Origin of the sequence: Celeribacter marinus (genome assembly GCF_001308265.1) — a bacterium.
Classification (GTDB): domain Bacteria; phylum Pseudomonadota; class Alphaproteobacteria; order Rhodobacterales; family Rhodobacteraceae; genus Celeribacter; species Celeribacter marinus.
Genome location: NZ_CP012023.1, coordinates 782156 through 801476, shown reverse-complemented (window position 1 = coordinate 801476; position 19321 = coordinate 782156). Strand labels below are relative to the sequence as shown.

19 protein-coding genes and 1 tRNA gene are annotated in these 19321 nt (G+C 57.5%); 6 read left to right on the top strand and 14 right to left on the bottom strand.

Annotated elements, in window-relative coordinates:
* Nucleotides 1-50 precede the first annotated feature (50 nt).
* The 3 genes from IMCC12053_RS03835 to IMCC12053_RS03825 form a co-directional block, all read right to left on the bottom strand.
* Nucleotides 51-1283 (bottom strand): FAD-dependent monooxygenase, encoded by a 1233-nt coding sequence (locus IMCC12053_RS03835; protein WP_062215918.1) that lies wholly within the window; start codon nt 1281-1283, stop codon nt 51-53.
* A 102-nt stretch (nt 1284-1385) separates the two neighbouring features.
* The gene (locus IMCC12053_RS03830) at nt 1386-1616 is read right to left on the bottom strand and encodes a hypothetical protein (RefSeq protein WP_062215916.1); all 231 of its coding nucleotides are present in this window, start codon (nt 1614-1616) and stop codon (nt 1386-1388) included.
* 171 nt (nt 1617-1787) lie between these two features.
* Nucleotides 1788-2441: a pyrimidine 5'-nucleotidase gene (locus IMCC12053_RS03825; protein ID WP_062220822.1), complete on the bottom strand. Its 654-nt coding sequence runs from the start codon at nt 2439-2441 to the stop codon at nt 1788-1790.
* Between the two features lie 136 nt (nt 2442-2577).
* Here IMCC12053_RS03825 and IMCC12053_RS03820 point away from each other — a divergent pair, with 136 nt between their 5' ends.
* Complete coding sequence (locus IMCC12053_RS03820) at nt 2578-3222, top strand: GntR family transcriptional regulator (RefSeq protein ID WP_062220819.1); 645 nt, start codon at nt 2578-2580, stop codon at nt 3220-3222.
* Between the two features lie 9 nt (nt 3223-3231).
* Here IMCC12053_RS03820 and IMCC12053_RS03815 read toward each other — a convergent pair whose 3' ends face one another.
* Complete coding sequence (locus IMCC12053_RS03815; RefSeq protein WP_074906268.1) at nt 3232-5469, bottom strand: glycosyltransferase; 2238 nt, start codon at nt 5467-5469, stop codon at nt 3232-3234.
* 199 nt (nt 5470-5668) lie between these two features.
* Entirely contained in the window at nt 5669-6832 is a 1164-nt protein-coding gene (carA, locus tag IMCC12053_RS03810; protein ID WP_062215914.1) for a glutamine-hydrolyzing carbamoyl-phosphate synthase small subunit, read from the bottom strand.
* Between the two features lie 206 nt (nt 6833-7038).
* Between carA and IMCC12053_RS03805 the strand changes: the two genes are divergently transcribed.
* Nucleotides 7039-7497, top strand: coding sequence for a GatB/YqeY domain-containing protein (locus IMCC12053_RS03805; RefSeq protein ID WP_062215912.1), 459 nt, complete (start codon nt 7039-7041; stop codon nt 7495-7497).
* A gap of 88 nt (nt 7498-7585) precedes the next feature.
* On the opposite strand, the gene IMCC12053_RS03800 is transcribed toward IMCC12053_RS03805, so the two are convergent.
* The 7 genes from IMCC12053_RS03800 to IMCC12053_RS03770 all read right to left on the bottom strand — a co-directional run bounded on the left by IMCC12053_RS03800 (nt 7586) and on the right by IMCC12053_RS03770 (nt 13138).
* Complete coding sequence (locus tag IMCC12053_RS03800; protein ID WP_074906265.1) at nt 7586-8131, bottom strand: DUF2244 domain-containing protein; 546 nt, start codon at nt 8129-8131, stop codon at nt 7586-7588.
* Between the two features lie 72 nt (nt 8132-8203).
* Nucleotides 8204-8638: a bleomycin resistance protein gene (locus tag IMCC12053_RS03795; RefSeq protein WP_062215908.1), complete on the bottom strand. Its 435-nt coding sequence runs from the start codon at nt 8636-8638 to the stop codon at nt 8204-8206.
* Entirely contained in the window at nt 8635-9081 is a 447-nt protein-coding gene (locus IMCC12053_RS03790) for a hypothetical protein (protein WP_062215906.1), read from the bottom strand. The genes IMCC12053_RS03795 and IMCC12053_RS03790 overlap by 4 nt, the downstream gene beginning before the upstream one ends.
* Before the next feature lie 127 nt (nt 9082-9208).
* Entirely contained in the window at nt 9209-10867 is a 1659-nt protein-coding gene (locus IMCC12053_RS03785; protein WP_062215904.1) for a cytochrome c oxidase subunit I, read from the bottom strand.
* A 280-nt stretch (nt 10868-11147) separates the two neighbouring features.
* Entirely contained in the window at nt 11148-11564 is a 417-nt protein-coding gene (locus IMCC12053_RS03780) for a c-type cytochrome (RefSeq protein WP_062215903.1), read from the bottom strand.
* Nucleotides 11565-11675: 111 nt separating this feature from the next.
* Nucleotides 11676-12350 (bottom strand): lipoyl(octanoyl) transferase LipB, encoded by a 675-nt coding sequence (gene lipB / locus IMCC12053_RS03775; RefSeq protein ID WP_062215900.1) that lies wholly within the window; start codon nt 12348-12350, stop codon nt 11676-11678.
* A 14-nt stretch (nt 12351-12364) separates the two neighbouring features.
* Complete coding sequence (locus tag IMCC12053_RS03770) at nt 12365-13138, bottom strand: LytTR family DNA-binding domain-containing protein (RefSeq protein WP_062215898.1); 774 nt, start codon at nt 13136-13138, stop codon at nt 12365-12367.
* A 119-nt stretch (nt 13139-13257) separates the two neighbouring features.
* On the opposite strand from IMCC12053_RS03770, the gene IMCC12053_RS03765 reads away from it, so the two are divergent.
* From IMCC12053_RS03765 to mnmH, 3 genes are all read left to right on the top strand, one after another.
* Nucleotides 13258-13782 carry a DUF2306 domain-containing protein gene (locus IMCC12053_RS03765; protein WP_074906262.1) on the top strand — a complete coding sequence of 175 codons (525 nt, stop codon included), beginning with the start codon at nt 13258-13260 and terminating at the stop codon, nt 13780-13782.
* Nucleotides 13783-13850: 68 nt separating this feature from the next.
* Nucleotides 13851-13937 (top strand) — tRNA-Leu (locus IMCC12053_RS03760).
* 113 nt (nt 13938-14050) lie between these two features.
* Nucleotides 14051-15100 carry a tRNA 2-selenouridine(34) synthase MnmH gene (gene mnmH, locus IMCC12053_RS03755; protein WP_062215896.1) on the top strand — a complete coding sequence of 350 codons (1050 nt, stop codon included), beginning with the start codon at nt 14051-14053 and terminating at the stop codon, nt 15098-15100.
* Here mnmH and selD read toward each other — a convergent pair.
* Together selD and IMCC12053_RS03745 are read right to left on the bottom strand one after the other, a co-directional pair.
* Nucleotides 15084-17288 (bottom strand): selenide, water dikinase SelD, encoded by a 2205-nt coding sequence (selD, locus tag IMCC12053_RS03750; RefSeq protein WP_062215894.1) that lies wholly within the window; start codon nt 17286-17288, stop codon nt 15084-15086. The two genes, mnmH and selD, sit on opposite strands and share 17 nt — an antisense overlap.
* 90 nt (nt 17289-17378) lie before the next feature.
* On the bottom strand, nt 17379-17954 hold the full coding sequence (locus IMCC12053_RS03745) for a pyridoxamine 5'-phosphate oxidase family protein (RefSeq protein ID WP_062215892.1): 576 nt from the start codon (nt 17952-17954) through the stop codon (nt 17379-17381).
* A 139-nt stretch (nt 17955-18093) separates the two neighbouring features.
* On the opposite strand from IMCC12053_RS03745, the gene IMCC12053_RS03740 reads away from it, so the two are divergent.
* The gene (locus IMCC12053_RS03740; protein ID WP_062220816.1) at nt 18094-19314 is read left to right on the top strand and encodes a glycerate kinase type-2 family protein; all 1221 of its coding nucleotides are present in this window, start codon (nt 18094-18096) and stop codon (nt 19312-19314) included.
* Nucleotides 19315-19321: the final 7 nt, after the last annotated feature.

The window sequence follows — 19321 nt, the reverse complement described above, 5'->3', positions numbered from 1 at the left end:
ATCCAAATGGCGCGTCCACATCCACGGGTGCGCCATTTGATACCTCGCTCTTAGGTCAAGGGGCCAAGTCCCGCACGCATCACGCCCATGCGAACGGGCTTTATGTCGTGCACGGCCTTGAGGCCCATCAGGCGGATTGAGTTCAAAATTCCTGTATCCGAGCGCACGACACGGTTGAATTTATCGACCACAAACGCGCGGGCGGCAATGTCACGGTGACGCGCCTTGGCATAAGTGTCGAGCATAGTGCGATCCCCGAGTGATGCAGGGGTTTGGCATGCTAAATCAAGCAGTTGGGCCAGATCATTGAGCGAAGTATTCAGCCCCTGTGCGCCGATGGGCGGCAAGACATGCGCGGCCTCCGCGATCACCGCCACACGCTCGGCGGCAAGTCTGTCGGCCAGTTGGGTGATGATCGGGAAAATCCCGCGATGGGAGGCCAATTCGAGCGCGCCGAACAAACCCGCAGAGCGTTCCGTCATGGCGGCATTGAACTCGGGCACGGCCATATTGAGCAGATCCACCGCACGCGGTCCACTATTCATCCACACAACGGCAGAGGCGTGACGACCATCGATGTCTGCCAAAGGCACCATCGTGAATGGCCCGCCTTCGCGGTAAATCTCGGTGGAGACATTGTTGTGGGGCAGGTCGTGAAAGGTGGTGAAGGATAGCGATTTTTGCCCGTAATGCGTGGTTTTGACGCCGATTCCTGCGGCCTCGCGCACGGGGCTGCCGCGTCCGTCTGCGGCAATCACCAGTTTTGCGGCGACCTGTGTGCCATCGGTGAGTGTCACAAGGGCCTCTCCGGTGCGGGTCAACATGGATTTGAACCCTGTGCCATAGCGCGTTTGGGTGTTGTGAATCGTGGGTAAGACGGCGGCCAGTTCACGGCGGATCATCCAGTTGAGAAAATTCCACCCGAACGGCTCGTTGCCGGTTTCTGTGCCCTCGAATTGACGCTCGGCGCGCACCTCGGACGGTGTGCCATCTGCGCCCACCGTGTCGACTACACGCAACGCCTCAAGGGGGGTGGCGTAGGGTTCGAGCACGGACCAGATGCCAATGCGCTCAAATAGATCGCGCGCAGGGCGCAAAAACGCGGTCGAACGAAGGTCTGAACCTGCGTCCGTGCCAACGGTCACGGGGGGGGTAGGGTCGACCATCAGTGTCTTGAACCCGCTTGCGCCAAAAGCGGCGGCGGCAATCATGCCGGCAATGCCGCCACCGCTGACAAGAACATCAACGGTGAGGCGCTGGGCGTTGTTTTGGGGCGTGGACATGACGATCTCCTATGCGCAGATACGCGCGCTTTGGCTAGTACATAGGCGCATAGGGGGGATTTGTCCAAGTGTCAGACTGCCTCATAGGTGCAGCACTGCGCGTTACTTTCCGATCGTGAGTAAAATCAAAACGATGTAGATCACAGGAACAAACGCCAGTGCTGTGAGACCCAAAACCCAAGGTCCAAACGCAACAACGCCAAAGCCCACAGCGGCCAGACAGGCCACAATGAACAAGAGCGTGAGGGCCACACCCTTGGGGGAGATGCTTGCTTCACCGTGGTCGTGGTCTGTATCAATTGTCTGTGCAGTTGCGGTTTTGGATAGGGACATGTGCGTTCTCGTTTTAGGAATGGCGCCGAGCCGGTTTGATTTGGAGCCTAAGTATTTATGCACATCCAAAAAATCACGGTGGCGCGTTGACGCGCGACACAAGCGCACAGCGGCTTGGGCGCGGTAACATTCAGGGCATTCAATCCACAAAAGTCAAATCGCGTCACAGGCTTACGCGAGTATTTTCGACAAAAATCCAGTGAGATCCGCCGCGTGAAAGTGCACATATGGCGCGGGAGGGTCAAGCGGGTTGGGCGCGATATGAACCGTTTTCATGCCAAGGGCGTGAGGCACTTCGAGATTGCGCGCATCATCCTCGAACATCGCAGCCTCATAGGGCGCAAGCCCGTCTTTTTTGAGAATGGTATCAAACGCTTGCGCAATAGGTTTGGGGTGAAAATCGGCGTGCTCAATGCCATAGATTGCATCAAATAGTCCGGTTAGCCCGCGTGCCTCAAGAACCCGATTGGCGTAGGGTTCCGAACCGTTGGTGTAGACGATCTTGCGACCGGGCAACGCGTGAATGGCGGCGCGCAATGCCGGATCGGCGGGCAGCGTCGAAAAGTCGATATCATGAACATAGGTGAGGTAGGGCAATGGATCGGTGCCATGCAGGCGCATCATCCCCGACAACGTCGTGCCATAATCGCGCCAATAAGTGTGACGCAGGCGGTTGGCCTCGTCGCGCGATACATTCAACTCGCGCTGCACCCACGCGGTCATGCGCGGCTCGATCTGTTCGAACAGGCAGGCTGACGGCGGATACAGCGTGTTGTCGAGGTCGAATATCCACTCTTGGACGTGGGAAAAGTGATCACTTACCATGCGCAAGTGATAGGTGAGGCGGACACGCGAGGCAAGGGGATGCGGACCCTTCGGCATAGTGCGGCCATGTATCGCTTGATTGCACAGGGCTGGACTGTCTATGGTCCGCCAAACAAACGGCCACCAAGGACGCCTGATGAAAGAGACACGCACGGGACAAAAAGACGCCTACGAGATGATTTTGGAGGCGATCGATACAGGCACATACAGGCCTGGGGACCGTTTGGTCGAAAGCGAGCTGGCCGATCGGTTTGGCGTATCGCGGACCCCCATTCGTGAGGCTCTTCAGCGGCTTGAAACGCAATCTATGCTGACCCGTGACGGGCGCTCTTTGATTGTGGCGTCATTGGACCACAACCAAATGGCTGACCTGTATGTGGTGCGTACCGAGCTTGAGGGGTTGGCCGCGCGTCTGGCCGCACGCCATGCGACCCCTGAAGAGGCGCGTGTGTTGCGCGATATGGTCGAGGAAGATCGCGGCTTGATCGGTAACCCAGAGGCCTTGGCACGGGCCAATCGTCGCTTTCACAAACAAATCCACCTTGCCTCGCACAATCGCTATCTGGTGCAACAACTTGATCTGGTGCACCGCTCAATGGCTTTATTGGCGACAACATCGCTTGCGGTTGATGGACGGGGTGCGGAAGCGATTGCCGAACATGACGCAATTGTCACGGCGATTGAGGCGGGAGATGGGGCAACGGCGCACAAGGCGCTCTCCAACCATATCTCGAAAGCCTTTGTGACCCGCCTCAAAATTGATGCCAACAAAGAGGTTTGAGCAGTCCCGCTACGACTTTGAGGTCGACGTTACGCCCAACGACAATCGACCTTTGATCGACAGTTGTGGCCCGCGCGGAATAAACGGCAGGTAGAGATCGCGTGGGTTGCTTCGGGTATGTGCGAACCCCTCACTGTGTGTCGGTGGTGTCACTGGATGACCCGTTGGGGGCGTCACGATGGCATCGACCCCAAGGCGATAAGGTTTGACCTCATCGGGCGTAAATGCGGGTGAGGGCAGAGGCGGTTTTCGTGGCGTCCGCACCGGCGGCGGCGTGTCGGTTCTGTCGATTGTACCACAACCATCAGTGCGCCCATGTGCGGTTTTATCCCAATAGTACGGACGCGTGACGATCTCCCATAGCCCCTTGGCCGCGGCCAAGGTTGCAAGGGGGTAGTAGAGATGGAGGGTCGGCACCCACGGCCAAAGCCATTTGTGTTTGGGCGTGCTCGTGGCGACCAAACCGACCGCAACGGTTGACACCTCAGACATGATGAAAAGCGTTCCGAGTGCGACAAAGGCTTCGCGCGGCAAGGCATCGCGTAGCGGATGCGGCAGCCCCAGAACGATGGCCCAAAACGACCACAAAAAGGGCGCCAGAACGAATTGGCTGATGGTGCCTAAAAATAGAGCCTGAACGCCAAAAAAGCGCCACGGCCCCAAATCCTGCCATAGTTTGCGCGGGGATCTCATGTGCACCGCCCATGTCATGGCGTAGCCTTTGAGCCAACGAGAGCGCTGTTTGATCCACGGCCATGCGTGGCAATTGGCCTCTTCTTCGGTGACGGTCGCAATCAGTTCGGTTCGGTAGCCATGGCGCGCCAGACGCAAGCCCAGATCGGCGTCCTCTGTGACGTTATGCGCGTCCCATCCGCCCAGTTCCTCTATTGCGTCACGGCGGAAAAATAGCGTGGTGCCACCGAGGGGAACCACAAGCCCCATCTTTTCATAGCCGGGCAGAACCACGCGGAACCACGAGGCATATTCAACCGTGAAACAGCGAGACAGCCAGTTTGTGCGCGCATTGTAGAAATCTAGCACACCTTGAACACAGGCGACATCGGGTGAGGCGGTTTCGAAATGGCGCACCACCTTGTGGATCTGACTCGGCTCAGGCGCGTCCTCGGCGTCCCAAATGCCAATGATCGATCCACGGCAAAAATCGAGTGCAAAGTTCAAGGCGCGCGGTTTGGTTTTGACCTGACCGCGCGGAACCGTGATCTGACGCATCCAGCGGGGTAGGTTGGCGGTGGCAATTGCGGCCTGCGTCACCTGATCATCTTCTTCGACCACGAGGCAAATATCGATCAACTCACGCGGGTACTCGATCCGCGACAACCGTTTGACCAGACGGGCGGTGATTTCGCGTTCGCGAAACAGCGGCACCATGACGGAGACAATCGGCAGGCGCGCGGGTTTGCGCCTGAGCGGCAAAATAGGCTGGGGGCGCCCCGCATCGCGTGCCTGAACAAAGGCGGCGGCGATTTTGAGCGCGGAATTGATCATCAATGTCACAACGGCCCACAGGGTCAGTGCGATAAACGCGGTATCGGGAAAAAACGTCACCAACAAGATCGCCAAAACCGCACCGCCCGATAAAATGCGGGTCAGACGTTTTATGTCGATCTCGCGACAGCTTTCGGACGCCGCCACGCGCGTTTCTGCGGCATCGACCAATGCGCGTTGGCGCGAGCGTAATAGTGCATCGTGCAATGCGGTCTCTGACGTGATCGCAAGGCGGACGGGTCCAAATATCTCGGTAAGGCGCGCGCGTTGGGTGTTGAACACCTCGGGGCGACACGATGCAATGATGGTTGCCCCTCCGGCGCACCGCCACGGCAAAATACCGTGTTTGAGACATTCGTCGGCCCCCAGTTTGTCGATCAGGCGCACATCGGGCGCAAGCTTCGTGAAATTGGCCACTTTGGCTTGGTATTGCACGGCAATCGCGTTGTAGAGCGTGGCCTCGTCAACCATCCCGCGCGCCAACAAGATATCCCCGATCCGCACGTTCTCCCGCTGGCGGGCCGTGACGGCGCGTGCCATGTCGACGGCGGTCACGGCCCCCATATCGACAAGAATCTGTCCAATAGGCGTGCGGACGCGTTGCGGGTCTATGGGGGATGGGTCGGGGGCGGTGTGCAGCGCGCGGTGGGTTTGTGCGGGTGCAATACCCCGTCTGACGGCCTCCAAGAGGTCCGTTGTCTCATGGGGGAGTGATTTTATCTGAAGCCGCTCAAACGACATTTTAACGTGACCCACACAAACTGGTTAACCGATGGTCAGTCGCGATGATCCTGACACAGTGTTTTCGATACACTCAGACGTGGCGAAAAGTGGTTAACAGAACGTTAATGCATGTGGATAAGTGTGAAAATAGGAGCAAAAGCGACGCTTTTTGCTCCTATTTCGGTGTTTGTGTTGCACAAAAGGCAGATGTGCAGGCTTATGCTGGTTCGCGCTCTGCCATTGCGGCGGCGAACCGCTCGAACAGATAGTAGCTATCCATCGGGCCGGGCGAGGCCTCGGGGTGGTATTGTACCGAAAACACAGGCTTTCCATCGACTTTGATGCCACAGTTTGATCCATCAAACAGCGATACGTGAGTTTCACGCACACCCTCAGGCAAGGTTTGTGCATCGACTGCAAAGCCGTGGTTCATTGATGTGATTTCAACCTTGCCCGTGTCATTGTCTTTGACGGGGTGGTTTGCGCCGTGGTGGCCGTGGTTCATCTTGATTGTCTGCGCGCCAAGAGCGAGTGCAAGCATTTGGTGACCCAGACAAATCCCGAACACAGGGATATCTTTGGCCAATACGCCCTGAATCATCGGAACGGCATAGACGCCCGTGGCCGCAGGATCGCCCGGACCGTTGGACAAAAATACGCCGTCTGGATTATGGGCCAAAACGTCTTCGGCGGTGGCGGATGCGGGCAACACAGTGACGTCACACCCTGCGGAGGCCAAACAGCGTAGGATATTGCGTTTTGCGCCGAAATCGACGGCAACAACCTTGAACCCTTTGCCTTCACGTTTGGGGTAGCCGTCCGGCCACGCCCACCGCATTTCGTCCCATTTGTAACTCTGCGCGCATGTCACGTCTTTGGCCAGATCAAGCCCGACAAGACCGGAGAAGGCGCGGGCCTGTGCCACAAGGGCCTCAAGGTCAAAGTTGCCATCGGGATCGTGGGCGAGGGCCACATGTGGCGCGCCTTGTTGGCGGATCGCGCGGGTCAAACGGCGGGTGTCAACGCCACCCATGCCAATACGACCGCGTTTGGCGAGCCACGGACCGAGTTCCTCTTGGGTGCGCCAGTTGGAGGCAAGGGTTGGATCCCATTTGACGATCATACCGGCGGCAACGGGGTCGGCGGTCTCGTCATCCTCGTCGTTCACACCGGTGTTGCCGATGTGCGGAAAGGTGAATGTGACGACTTGGCCGGCGTAGGATGGATCGGTCATGATTTCTTGGTAGCCGGTCATCGCGGTGTTAAAACATAGCTCTGCGGTGGTTGTGCCTGTGGCGCCAAACCCCATGCCGTAAAAGATGGTGCCGTCGGCCAGTGCTAAACACGCGGTTGGCTTTTGTGTGGATTGACCCGTTGCCATGTCGTACGACTCCCATGTGCCCAAAATTGTCGGGAAACTAGGCAGATCGGTGGTGAGCGTCAAGGCGCATCGGTCGCAGAATAGCCGAAATTTGGGAATATAAAATTAACCAATAAAACCAGTGTCTTGAAAAATCGCTCGTGACTTGAGATCGTGGCTGCGTTTCGATATGGTGGGCGCTTCGACAGCGATAGAAAGAGATGTCTATGGATATGCGTGACCGGATCAACACCGCCCTCAAAACGGCGATGAAAGAGAAGGATAAGGAGCGGCTTTCCACGCTTCGACTGATCAATGCAGCCATCAAGGATCGCGATATCGCGGCGCGTGGCGAGGGCGACGACAGTGGGGTTGAAGACAGTGATGTCCTTCAAATCCTTGGGAAAATGGTAAAGCAACGCCAAGAGAGCGCTAAGGCGTTTGAAGAGGGCGGACGTATTGAGTTGGCCGATAAAGAGCGGTCGGAGATCCTCATTGTCGAAGAGTTTCTCCCGCGCCAATTGGATGCCAAAGAGACCGAAACCGCCATCGACGCGGCCATCGCCGAGACGAATGCAGAGAGCATACGCGACATGGGCAAGGTCATGGGCGTGTTGAAGGCCAAGTACACAGGCCAACTTGATTTTGGGGCCGTGGGTGGCAAGATCAAAGCCAAATTGGGCTAAAACAGCGCGTATGTGTTGAATACCGATGGTATTGAAGCGTGGCGGCACTTGTTGTGTCGCCACTTTTTTATGGGCGAAGGGGCCGCGTCTATTGCGGCGCGGCTGGCGTTTTTACACGATCTAGAACAAGGGCGAGATCGTCGCGCAGTTGGGTGCGTTCCTCGGGACTTAGAAACGCGCCGAGTTCCACCTCTCGCGTTTGATCCGGACCTGCACCTTTGAGCGTCAGATACTGTTCAATCTTTGCGGTGGGGTGCAGCGTGGCTCTGACCCAATAGGGATTGGCGCTCCATTCAATCTTTTCACCTTTGGCCGTCCAGTGGGTCAATGTGATCCGGTCATGCCAGATCAACATTTCCTCGCGTAGATGGTCACGATCCGATTTGCGCAACGCAATCCAAAGTGCTGTGAGAACACTCATCATACAGGCCAGTAGAATCCAGAACGCCGTGGTGCCTATAAACGGGATCACGGGCATCAGCCCGGCGGCAAACATCAACCAAATCGCTGCCGAAAACCCCTTGGACGGCAACGACCGATGCGGCCAGACATCAAGACGCAAGAGCGGCCCCCCTGTCTCGCTCGAGGCAGGGGGCAACGGCGCATGATGAGCAGGGGTCCAACGGTACGGCATAGCGTTTTGTTCTGTGCGGTTTTATTTGTGCGTTTGACAGAGGTTAGCGCGGTCTGCGCGAGGGGGGAAGGGTCAGGTGGTCGCAGCACGCGATCCCAAGGGTTCAAACAGTCGAAGCAGATATCCGTCTGGATCCGCGACCACAAACTGACGTTGGCCCAACGCCTCGTCGCCCTTTCTATACCATGCTTGCTCTGGCTGAAGGGTGAGCGGATACTGTGCGGACGCGAGACGATCGAGGATCGGTTGGAGCGCGCAAACTTCGATTTGTAGGTTCATGCCGCGTCCAAATGGCGGACTGGTTGGCAGGTGCTGGTCCTCAAAGGTGCGACCAATTCCGATCTGGTCAATCATAAGACGCGCCGCGCCAAGGGACAGCATTGCAAACCCGTCCTCGGGGCGGGCATAGGCGACATCGAAACCGATCAGGTCGCAATAAAACGCGCGCGAGATCTGCCAATCGGTCACCGCAAGTTCGGGAATAAGGGTGGGGTGGCCGTCCGTCATATCGTCACGCATTGCTCGATGGAATCGTCAAATTTGCGCTGCGCAGATTCCAGTTCGCCAATATGGGTGCCGTCAAATGAGTAGAGCGCTTGCACGCGCTGTGTGCGGGTCGCATAGGCGCCAAGGGCCGCGTGTTCCAGTATGACGACAAAGTTTGAGACAGGCATATTCGCGAACATGCGCGATGCTTTTTGGACTTCTGCCGTTGCCCATTTGGTGCGCACATAACGTTCGATTTCGCGCGCGAGACGGTCAATTTTCGCTGGATCGGGCTGCCCCATTTCATACAGGGGTTCGGGTGAGGTGATGAGCATTGCCACGTTGGTCTGGCCCGTTGCGCTATCATACACCTTTGAAAACTGGGCAGGATGCCAAAATGCCGACAGGTGGGACGGCTTTGGCTCCGCACCGTTGTCCAGAAATTTTGAAATCCATGCGATCATGTCAGTCCCCTTTGATCAAATGTCTATCAATGAAATTAGGGCAAAAAAAGACCCCGCCGTGGCGAGGTCTTCCTTAGATCTTAATGGTTAACAGTCTCAAAGGCTATGAGAGTGTCGAGGCGTGCACTTAGTGTGCGTGACCCTTGTCCCACTCTTCTTGCTTGGGAAGTGTCTCGAACGTGTGCTCTGGTGGTGGGCACGGCAGGGTCCACTCAAGTGTATCTGCGTACTCGTTCCAGTAATTGTTTTCCGTGATGCGTTTTCCGGCGAGCAGCGTGTAAATCACGATGCCGATAAAGAGCAGGAAAGACGCAAAGGAAAGCAACGCACCCCATGAGGAGACATAGTTCCAGTAAGCAAAAGCTTCAGGATAGTCGATGTAACGACGTGGCATGCCCTGACGACCCAAGAAGTGTTGTGGGAAGAACGTAAGGTTCACACCAACAAAGAACATCCAGAAGTGAACTTTGCCGAAGAACTCGGGGTATTGGCGTCCCGACATCTTGCCGATGTAGAAATAGATACCCGCAAAGATGGTAAAGGCTGCGCCCATCGACATGGTGTAGTGGAAGTGCGCCACAACGTAATAGGTGTCGTGGTATGCACGGTCTACGCCAGGTTGGGACAGAACGATGCCTGTCACGCCACCGATGGTGAAGAGGATCAAGAACCCGAATGCAAAGAGCATTGGCGTTTTGAACTCAACCGAGCCGCCCCACATGGTTGCGATCCAAGAGAAGATCTTAACACCTGTTGGCACCGCGATAACCATCGTGGCCAGCATAAAGTAGGATTGCTGCGAGAGCGACAGACCAACGGTATACATGTGGTGCGCCCAAACGACGAAGCCCAGAACACCAATCGCGATCAACGCCCAAACCATTGGCAGGTAGCCAAACACAGATTTGCGCGAGAAGGTTGCGATGATGTGCGATACCAGACCAAAGCCGGGCAGAACAACGATGTACACTTCAGGGTGACCAAAGAACCACAAGATGTGCTGATACAAGATCGGGTCGCCGCCGCCACCAGGTTGGAAGAACTGGGTGCCAAAGTTACGGTCGGTGAGCAACATGGTGATTGCGCCAGCCAAAACAGGCAAGGACAACAAGATCAACCAAGATGTTACAAAGATCGACCATGCAAACAACGGCACTTTGAACAATGTCATGCCTGGTGCGCGCATATTGAGGAAGGTGGTGATCATGTTGATCGCACCAAGGATGGAGGAGGCACCAGAGACGTGGACCGCGAAAATCGCGAGATCCATCGAATAGCCGCCCTCGTTGGTGGAGAGCGGTGGATATAACACCCAGCCCACACCAGAGCCACTTTGCCCGTTACCACCCGGTGCCAACATGGATGCAACGCCAAGGCCAACGCCCGTGACGAACAACCAGTAAGACAGGTTATTGAGGCGCGGGAACGCCATGTCCGGCGCACCGATTTGCAGCGGCATGAAGTAGTTGCCAAAGCCGCCGAACAGCGCAGGAATCACCACAAAGAACATCATCAGAACACCGTGATAGGTGATCATAACGTTCCAAAGGTGGCCGTTTGGCGTACACGGGTTAGCCAAAAGGCCTTCCATACACATGTACTGAACACCGGGTTCCATGAGCTCGAGGCGCATGAATACCGTGAAACAAACGGAGATGAAGCCCACAGCCGCAGCTGTGAACAGATAAAGGATGCCGATATCCTTGTGGTTTGTCGACATGAACCAACGAGTAAAGAACCCGCGGTTGTCTTCGTGCCCGTGGCCGTGAATGGCTGCGTCTGCCATGCGGTCCTCCCGATTTAAGTGCGTCTTATGCGTTTGCTCCGTCGCCCCCGTAGGTCGAGAGTCAGTAGACGGAATTAGAATATGTCTAGTCGCTCAGGTTCAACTGCGCAATGTGTCAACGCGCCGCAATCGTAGAAAAATGCGGGCTTAACCTTGTAATGTGCCGTGCGCGTCCAATGAATGGACCGTAGTAGCCTATTTGCGCGCTTGGCTGCGAGGCGCGGTACATGAAAACGCCGCCCCCAATGGAGCGGCGTGTCCGTATTCTCGGTCGTGTGCCTTACTGAGCGGGGGCAACAGACGCGAGGTAGGCCGCAACATCTTCGCCGCCCTTTTTCAATTTGAACGTCATCTTGGATTTGCCGTTCCCACCGTAAGTGGTGATAAAAGCGTTTGGGTCGACAACGTATTCTGCAACAAGTTCTTCTGTCCAAACCATGTCTGGGTTCGCCTCGGCTACGGATGAGATGCCAGCGCCGAATTTGAAGTCGCCGGATGCAATCGCGGTGCCCATGATGCCATATAGGTTCGGGCCGGTTTTGCCGCCTTTGACGATGGTGTTGTCGCCATCAACAATCATGTGACAGGATTTGCATTTGTTGAAGCCTTTTTCACCGGCGACCGCGTCTCCTGCGGCAAAGGATGCCGTCGAGGATACCATCAGGGCGGCGGCTGTGAGGGCAAAAAGTTTGGTCATTGAGAGTCTCCGGAGCTTGAGTCGGTTGATATGGGCGAACAATAGGGATTTTGCGAACATAAGAAAGGCGTGGATTGTCGCAGGCTATAGACCAGCCATCCTAAAAAGAGGTTACGGCGTCCCGTTGGGTGCGTTTTGCGCCCCGAAAACCTGATCAAATCCGCGTTTTAAGGCCACATCGACGTCATCCATGGTCACAGGTAGGCCCAAATCGACAAGCGATGTCACGCCATGCTCGGTAATTCCGCAGGGCACGATACCGCCAAAATGGCTCAGGTCGGGTTCGACGTTGATCGACAATCCGTGAAACGACACCCATTTGCGAATCCGCAGACCAATGGCTGCGATCTTATCCTCGGCTTTGGCCCCTGTGGCGGTCAGCGGTTTGTCGTCGCGCACGACCCAGACACCTACGCGGCCCTCGCGGATTTCGCCGTGCACGTTGAATTCTGCGAGGGCGGCAATCACCCACGCCTCCATATCGGCGACGAATTTGCGCACATCTTTGCCACGTTTTCCCACGTCGAGCATGGCATAAGCCACCCGTTGTCCTGGTCCGTGGTAGGTGTATTGCCCGCCGCGTTTGCTCGCGTGGACAGGGAATCGGTCAGGCTCGACAAGATCCTCGATCTTGGCGGAGGTGCCTGCGGTATAGAGCGGTGGGTGTTCGACGAGCCAGATCAGCTCGTCGGCCTCACCGCGCGCAATCGCGTCGGCGCGCGCCTCCATCTGAGCCACAGCATCGTCGTAATCGGTCAGCCCGTTGGTGATGCGCCATTCGACCATTCTTGTGTTCCTTTTTAGCGCGGCAAAAGCCCCGCCTCCTTGAGTGTCTTGATGTGTGCGCGACTGACGGGAATCTCACCACCTGTGCGCATCGTTAAAATAGCGCGATCTGCATCACGTCGCACGGCCGTGACGTGATCAAAGGCCGCCCAATGGGAACGGTGGACCTGTGCGCCGCGGGTCTCGCCAACCTCACGAACCGCATCGCTCAGGCGCATCAGGATCAAACCCTCCCCTTTGGTGGTCCGAATCCGCACATAGTGATCCTCAACCGAAAGCGCCACGAGGGGGCCGCGTTTGTCGACGGGGAGCCGTTCCAAAAGGGGCGTGCCTGTTGGGGTGGTCGTTTCTGTATGCGCCGCGCTTTTGGTGTCGATGTATTGAAAAGCCGCCGTAATCAGAATCGTCATCCCGACAAGCGTGGCGGCAAACAATGGCCAGTCTCGCGCGGGTGGCACCCATCCGAACGTCATCGCATTGATGATCACAACAACGACGAGAACACAGAGGCTTGTCAGTATTCCTAGAAAAAACACTCGCATGACAAACGGCAGGCCGTCCAAACGGTGCTTGAGCGTAAAAGTGACAAGTGATCCGGCCCCGAACGTCAAGCAGACCATGAGCGACCAGTAGATCAGGCGCGCACCAACGGACAAAAGCGCACCAGAGTTGAACGGCGCGGCCAAGGTTACAAAGACGCTCACACCGCCAAGTGCCAAAAGCGTCTCGCGCCGTGTCACATATGCCCGCCATTCACGAAGCGCGACTTGCGTTTTCCCGTCATTCACGAAGCAAACCCCTTGTTTTGCGTACTTCAAATGGCACGCAGGGCAGGGGGTTGTCTAGGTCAACTCAGCTGGGCGCATCGCCCATCCCTGATTTTCACCCCTGTTTGAAAGGTTTTTCAATGTCCGTTGATCCGTTTATGACCGCCGCACCTGTTATCCAAGTGCATGCAATTGCAGCTACGCTCGCGCTTTTGCTCGGCCCTGTTGTGCTCTACCGTCACCGCCGTGACCGACTGCACAAAACCCTTGGGTATATCTGGGTCGTGGCCATGGCGGTTGTGGCCATGTCGTCGTTCGGGATTTCGGGGTTTGGCCTAATTGGACCTTTTTCGCCGCTGCACCTGTTGGCGCTTTTCGCACTTTGGTCGCTCTATGTTGGTGTGCGCTTTGCCATTGCGGGCAATCGGCGCGCTCACGAGAAAACCATGCGCAATCTGTACTGGCGCGGGGTGTTTGTGGCGGGTGTGTTCAACTTTCTCCCCGGTCGGACACTCAACCGCATGTTTATGGATGACGCACGCCAGTTGGGGTGGGTCGTGATCGTGCTCGGGCTGTGTGTGATCTTTTGGGGCATATGGCGCGAAATTCGCCGTGATACGGCTGCCAAAACCGGCGCTAAGCACCCTATAGAACTTTCCCTCTAAAACTTCGAATTAGTGCTTGCGGCTCATTTCAAACACCATTAGAGAACCCCTCACCAAGTCAAGACTGTGCGGTCGTGGCGGAATTGGTAGACGCGCAGCGTTGAGGTCGCTGTGGGGTAACACCCGTGGAAGTTCGAGTCTTCTCGACCGCACCATTCACTCTCTTCGGAGAGGTGGAAAAAAGCCCCCGCCAGTTTGGTGGGGGCTTTTTCGTTTCGCGGTGCGGGGTGGCCTGTTCGTCCTGTTCGAAAGGGGCTAGAACCAGCACATGACCCAAGCATTTTCCTCCATCCGTGACTTTGTCGCGGCTCCGTTCGACACAACGATTGATGTGCGCGCCCCGTCCGAGTTCGCGCAGGACCATGTCCCCGGTGCGATCAACCTTCCGGTGTTAAGCGATGACGAGCGCGCGCAGGTTGGGACAATCTATGTGCAGCAATCGCCCTTTCTGGCGCGCAAAATTGGGGGCGCCTTGGTGGCGCGCAATGCCGCGACCCATATTGAGGGGCCATTGGCCGAGTTTGAGGGCAATTGGAAACCGCGCATCTATTGTTGGCGCGGAGGGCAAAGGTCCAATTCCTTCGCAACGATCCTGCGTCAAATCGGTTGGCGCGTGGATGTGGTCGAGGGCGGCTATAAGGCGTGGCGGCGGATGGTCGTGCGCGCGCTTTATACCGATCCGTTGCCGCACAAACTTATATTGATTGATGGAAATACAGGCACGGCGAAAACTGACCTGATTGCACGGGTCAACGCGCAAGGCGGGCAGGTGCTTGATTTGGAGGGGCTTGCCAATCACCGCGGATCGATTTTTGGCGGCCTTGGCACACAGCCCTCGCAAAAGGCATTCGAAAGCGCGCTTGCGGTCGCATTGTCCGAGCTTGATCCGGCAAAGCCCACGCTTGTTGAGGCGGAAAGTTCGCGTATTGGCAATGTCTCGGTGCCTGCGTCCGTTTGGGCGGTGATGTGTGACGCGCCACGTATTGAGGTCACGGCCCCGCTGTCAAGTCGGGCGGTGTATCTCGCGCAAGCCTACGCTGACATCGTGCAGGATGCGGCGTTGTTGGAAAAACTGCTCGCAAAGCTTGTGACGTTTCAGGGGTATGATGTTGTTGACGGCTGGCAAGAGTTGGCGCGCACGGGCAATTTCGTTGATCTGGCGGGCGGGCTCATGGCGCAGCATTATGATCCGCGTTACAAACGGTCACGCGAAAAACATACCCCGACTGTGAGTGCGACGATTGATCTATGCGATATGGCGGTCGAAGCCCGCGATGTCGCGGCCACGCGCATTATCGACGTTATGGCCTCGCTGTAAGGCGCGGGCCTGTCTCGTCTGAGGTTGTGATCTCCCCGATGATCGCCGCACTGTAGCCGGATTTTTTGAGTTTCTTAATTAGGTTTTGCGCACCACCCGCGCCCACGCAGGCAAGCAATCCGCCGGCGGTTTGGGGGTCGAACAACAGATCCGCCAGCGGTCCGTTTGGCCCCTCGTACTGGGCGCTATAGGCGCGATTGGCAGGCGCAATCGTCGAGGCGATCCCAGATTGCGAAAGCGCCAACGCGCCGTCGAGCACGGGAATGTTTGACAACGTGAGCGTGGCGCTGACGCCGCTCGCGCGACATATCCCGAGCAAATGCCCCGCAAGGCCAAATCCCGTTACATCCGTCATGGCATGCGCACCGCTCAAGATCGTTGCCGCTTCGCCAGATGAGAGCGCCATCGACGCGTAGGCGGCGGCCACATCGCGTCCAGAGGCGAGCATTGCCATTTCAGCGGCCAATATGACGCCTGTGCCGATGGGTTTGGTCACGATGATTTGGTCGCCGTCCTTCGCGCCGTTGAGCGTCATTGGCGTGTCTGCAAGACCTGTGACTGTAAACCCGATCGAAAACTCGGCCCCCATCGACGTGTGACCGCCGATGATTTGCGCCCCCTCTTTGGCAAACACCGTCCGTGCGGTTGCCATGATTTCTGACAGCCACGCCTCTTGGAGTGGCGGGGCCATGCGCGGTAGCGTGATCGTGGCGAGGGCGGATTGTGGCTGTGCACCCATCGACCACACATCGCCCAAGGCGTGAATGGCGGTGATCTGTGTCATCATCACGGGATCGGCCACAAAGCTGCGTAGATGATCGACAGAGATCACTTGGCGCGACCCGCCGTAGGCTGCGCCATGGGTCAAGACGGCCGCATCGTCCCCCTTCAGACGCACAATATCGTCGCGCTTGAGGTCCGTGTCGTCGTGTAGAACACGGGCAAGAATATCTCCGCCAACCTTTGCGCCACATGCGCCACACATCGGGCTTTTGCCCTCAACCTCATCACGTAGTCCGGCGGCGACCAGATCGGGCAACACGAGTGGGCGCATTGGTTTTAGAGTGGTGAGGCGAGCCATGAATGTGCGGTCGATACGATCTTTCCACCGCCACATTGCAGCACCTTTGAGGCGTAGTCCGTTTTTGTCCGCGAGGGCGCTCTTGTCGCCAAGGGAGATCAGCTTGAGGTAGTCTTTTTGCGGATGATACAGGCTCTTTTTCGTCGCGCCGCGCTGCTCAGAAAGCAAAATGCGCAGGTTGTCGAACAGGACGGGCGCTTGGCGCACGGCAAAGACGCCGGCCTTTGGGCGCGGTGCATGGGCCAGATGGGCGCAATCGCCCACGGCGAAAATATTCGGGTCGGAGGATTGAAGCGTGGGACCAACCCGCACGTAACCTTGAACGATGGTGAGGCCGGTCTCTTTTAGCCACCCATAAGGGCGCGCACCCGCTGCACCGAGTGTAAAATGCGACGCGATCGTGGTTCCATCGGTGAGGGTGAGGTGATCCGCCTCGATATTGCCAATGGCCGTATTGGGCCGTAGCGCCACGCCCACATCCGTGAGGGCCGCCAAAAGGGCGCGCCGCGTGGGGGCACGGAACTCTTCGAGGATCTCGCCGCGATCGATCAGTGTGACGCTTAGATCGTCCGCGCCTTTGAGAGCATGGGCCATCGCCATGGCAAGTTCCGCCCCCGCAACACCACCACCAATCACACAGATCTGTGGTGCGGCGAGGCCCGCGGCGACATCCGCGCGGTAGCTGTCCCAGCGAGCGGCAAAGTGTTCAAGGGGTTTGGCGGCAATGCCATGGGCGTCAAATCCAGCAAGATCAGGCATATCCGAGGTGATGCCAATGTCGATGGAGGCCACATCATACCGAAGGGGCGCGCGGCCCTCAATGTGGATCAATTTAGCCTTGCGGTCTATTTTTGTGGCGCGTGCCATCACAACGCGCGCGCCGGCAAACCGTGCCAAACGCACCAGATCCAATTCTAGGTCTGAATGCGTGTAATGTCCCGCCACAAAGCCCGGCAACATGCCGGAATAGGCGGCAACAGGACCGGGATTGATGACCGTGACCCGCACCCCCGCAAGAGGTTTCATACCCCAACGTTTGAGCACAAGCGCGTGGGTATGACCGCCGCCAATCAAGACGAGCTCTCGGGTCAAAGGAAGGTCGTGCATGTCGTTGGCTTTCTGTGGGGCATCGCGCAGGGATGGCGCAGTTATGGCACAAGATTTATTCGGATGCGTTAACGCACGCAGTGTACGCCGTTATGGCGCGCGCCACGCGCCGCGCCAGTCGTCGTGGCGTGTGTAAAAGGCGCGCGTATGTGTGGGGCGGTTCAAGGACACCACATCCATCGTCTCCACGGTGAGGCGCAAAATCGCAAAACGTGCGGCATCGGCGCTACGCGTGTAGGCATCCGCGTCTGTGATCGGCGTGCCGGGTTTTGGGCTCACACCGTAATCTGGTAGGGCGCGGTCGCTCAAACCGGCCCATGCCTCTTGGGCCAATGCGCCCTCAATAATGTCGATGGTGCCGCGCAACCGAATCTGGAGCAACACATCCTCGCGCCAAAGCGTGAGGGCCGCGCGCGGGTCCGCCATGATCTCGTCGCACTTTTGCGTGGCGGCATCGGTAAAAACATCGACGGTGCAGCGAGCGGGATCGGCCGCGCGCAGCACAACGCCGCGTGCTTGTGGTGCGCCATCATCGCCAAGGGTGGCCAATGTGGCAAGCCGCGCGTCAACACGGGAACTCACGGATTGGGGTAAGAGCACTGCCCAACTTGCGTTGAACAATTGGGCAAGATCGTGCGACCAAGTGGGTAAATCTGCATCATTCATCCAAAGACCCTGCCGTGTAGGGCGCATAGATGCAAGTGGTCTGGACGCCGCAGCGTCAACCGCTAAGATGCTTCACATGTCTATGACTCATATCCCGCATTCCCCAAATAACGAAACATTGTTTCCCAAAGGCTTTAATATGTCCGATCCGCGCCACCATGCATTGCAGATTTTCCAAGCCGGTGTTGCTCAGGCCGATCCTGCGCAGGCCGTGGTAAAGGCATTGGCGGGGCGTAGGTTTCATAACCCGTTGGTCATCGCTATTGGCAAGGCGGCGCGCACGATGGCTGAGGCCGCAATGCAGCACGTCGACGCGGATATGGTTGTTGTTGTGACCAACTATGAAAACGCATCGCCCCTTGAGGGGGCAGAGGTCCATGCGGCCAGTCACCCTGTGCCAGATATCCAAGGGGCGCGCGCGGCGTTGCGCATTGAACAGGTTTTGGCCCATGCCAAGGGCGAGGTATTGGCGCTCATTTCCGGTGGCGGATCGGCTCTTTTGCCCGCGCCGGTGACGGGGGTGAGCCTTGAGGATAAGGCTGAGGTGAACCGGCTGTTGCTGGCATCGGGTGCCGACATTGTGACGATGAATCTGGTGCGCCAACACTTGTCACGGCTCAAAGGCGGTGGGCTGTTGCGTGCGGCTTACCCGTCCAAGGTCACAACATTGGTTCTGTCCGATGTGGTTAGCGACGATTTTAGAGCCATTGCATCAGGCCCCACCGTATCGCCAATTGGCTCTCCGCAAGACGCCGTGGCCGCCCTCAAGGCGTTTGAAGTGTGGGATCATTTGCCCGCCTCCGTGCGCGCACATCTTGAGCAGGTCGTGCCCGACATGGGCGCGCTGCCTGACAGCGATATTGAGTTGGTCGGCTCCAACTCACAGTCCGTGGCCGCTATGGCGCGCGCGGCGGGGGGCGGTGTGACGCACGGCGTTCATGTGTTCCCTGTGCCGCTTGAGGGCGATGTGGCTGCGGCCGCCGAGGTCATCGTGGACTGCGTCACGCAGAATGGGATCTACCTGTTCGGTGGTGAAACGACTGTGAAGCTCAAAGGGGACGGCCTTGGTGGGCGCAACCAAGAGCTTGCGCTGCGCGTGGCTCAACTTGCGGATGCGCGCGGACTGACAGATTACGTGTTTCTCTCGGGGGGAACGGACGGGCGTGACGGGCCAACGGATGCGGCGGGCGGACTGGTGGATGATGGCACGCTTGCGCGACTGCGGGCGGCGGGTGTGGACCTTGATGATGTCTTGGCCCGTAACGACAGCTATCACGCGCTCAAGGCCGCGGGGGATTTGCTTCAGATCGGAGCGACAGGGACCAACGTTGCTGATTTGCAAGTGTTGATCAAAGCGTAGCGCGTCT

What these genes read in the sequence shown, in the direction of transcription:
- IMCC12053_RS03780 (WP_062215903.1), bottom strand. Translation starts at nt 11,564, where the DNA reads ATGACCAAACTTTTTGCCCTCACAGCCGCCGCCCTGATGGTATCCTCG.
- mnmH (WP_062215896.1), top strand. Translation starts at nt 14,051, where the DNA reads ATGACCCAAGCATTTTCCTCCATCCGTGACTTTGTCGCGGCTCCGTTC.
- IMCC12053_RS03795 (WP_062215908.1), bottom strand. Translation starts at nt 8,638, where the DNA reads ATGACGGACGGCCACCCCACCCTTATTCCCGAACTTGCGGTGACCGAT.
- IMCC12053_RS03785 (WP_062215904.1), bottom strand. Translation starts at nt 10,867, where the DNA reads ATGGCAGACGCAGCCATTCACGGCCACGGGCACGAAGACAACCGCGGG.
- IMCC12053_RS03805 (WP_062215912.1), top strand. Translation starts at nt 7,039, where the DNA reads ATGGATATGCGTGACCGGATCAACACCGCCCTCAAAACGGCGATGAAA.
- IMCC12053_RS03825 (WP_062220822.1), bottom strand. Translation starts at nt 2,441, where the DNA reads ATGGTAAGTGATCACTTTTCCCACGTCCAAGAGTGGATATTCGACCTC.
- IMCC12053_RS03800 (WP_074906265.1), bottom strand. Translation starts at nt 8,131, where the DNA reads ATGCCGTACCGTTGGACCCCTGCTCATCATGCGCCGTTGCCCCCTGCC.
- lipB (WP_062215900.1), bottom strand. Translation starts at nt 12,350, where the DNA reads ATGGTCGAATGGCGCATCACCAACGGGCTGACCGATTACGACGATGCT.
- carA (WP_062215914.1), bottom strand. Translation starts at nt 6,832, where the DNA reads ATGGCAACGGGTCAATCCACACAAAAGCCAACCGCGTGTTTAGCACTG.
- IMCC12053_RS03765 (WP_074906262.1), top strand. Translation starts at nt 13,258, where the DNA reads ATGTCCGTTGATCCGTTTATGACCGCCGCACCTGTTATCCAAGTGCAT.
- selD (WP_062215894.1), bottom strand. Translation starts at nt 17,288, where the DNA reads ATGCACGACCTTCCTTTGACCCGAGAGCTCGTCTTGATTGGCGGCGGT.
- IMCC12053_RS03790 (WP_062215906.1), bottom strand. Translation starts at nt 9,081, where the DNA reads ATGATCGCATGGATTTCAAAATTTCTGGACAACGGTGCGGAGCCAAAG.
- IMCC12053_RS03820 (WP_062220819.1), top strand. Translation starts at nt 2,578, where the DNA reads ATGAAAGAGACACGCACGGGACAAAAAGACGCCTACGAGATGATTTTG.
- IMCC12053_RS03835 (WP_062215918.1), bottom strand. Translation starts at nt 1,283, where the DNA reads ATGTCCACGCCCCAAAACAACGCCCAGCGCCTCACCGTTGATGTTCTT.
- IMCC12053_RS03830 (WP_062215916.1), bottom strand. Translation starts at nt 1,616, where the DNA reads ATGTCCCTATCCAAAACCGCAACTGCACAGACAATTGATACAGACCAC.
- IMCC12053_RS03815 (WP_074906268.1), bottom strand. Translation starts at nt 5,469, where the DNA reads ATGTCGTTTGAGCGGCTTCAGATAAAATCACTCCCCCATGAGACAACG.
- IMCC12053_RS03745 (WP_062215892.1), bottom strand. Translation starts at nt 17,954, where the DNA reads ATGAATGATGCAGATTTACCCACTTGGTCGCACGATCTTGCCCAATTG.
- IMCC12053_RS03740 (WP_062220816.1), top strand. Translation starts at nt 18,094, where the DNA reads ATGTCCGATCCGCGCCACCATGCATTGCAGATTTTCCAAGCCGGTGTT.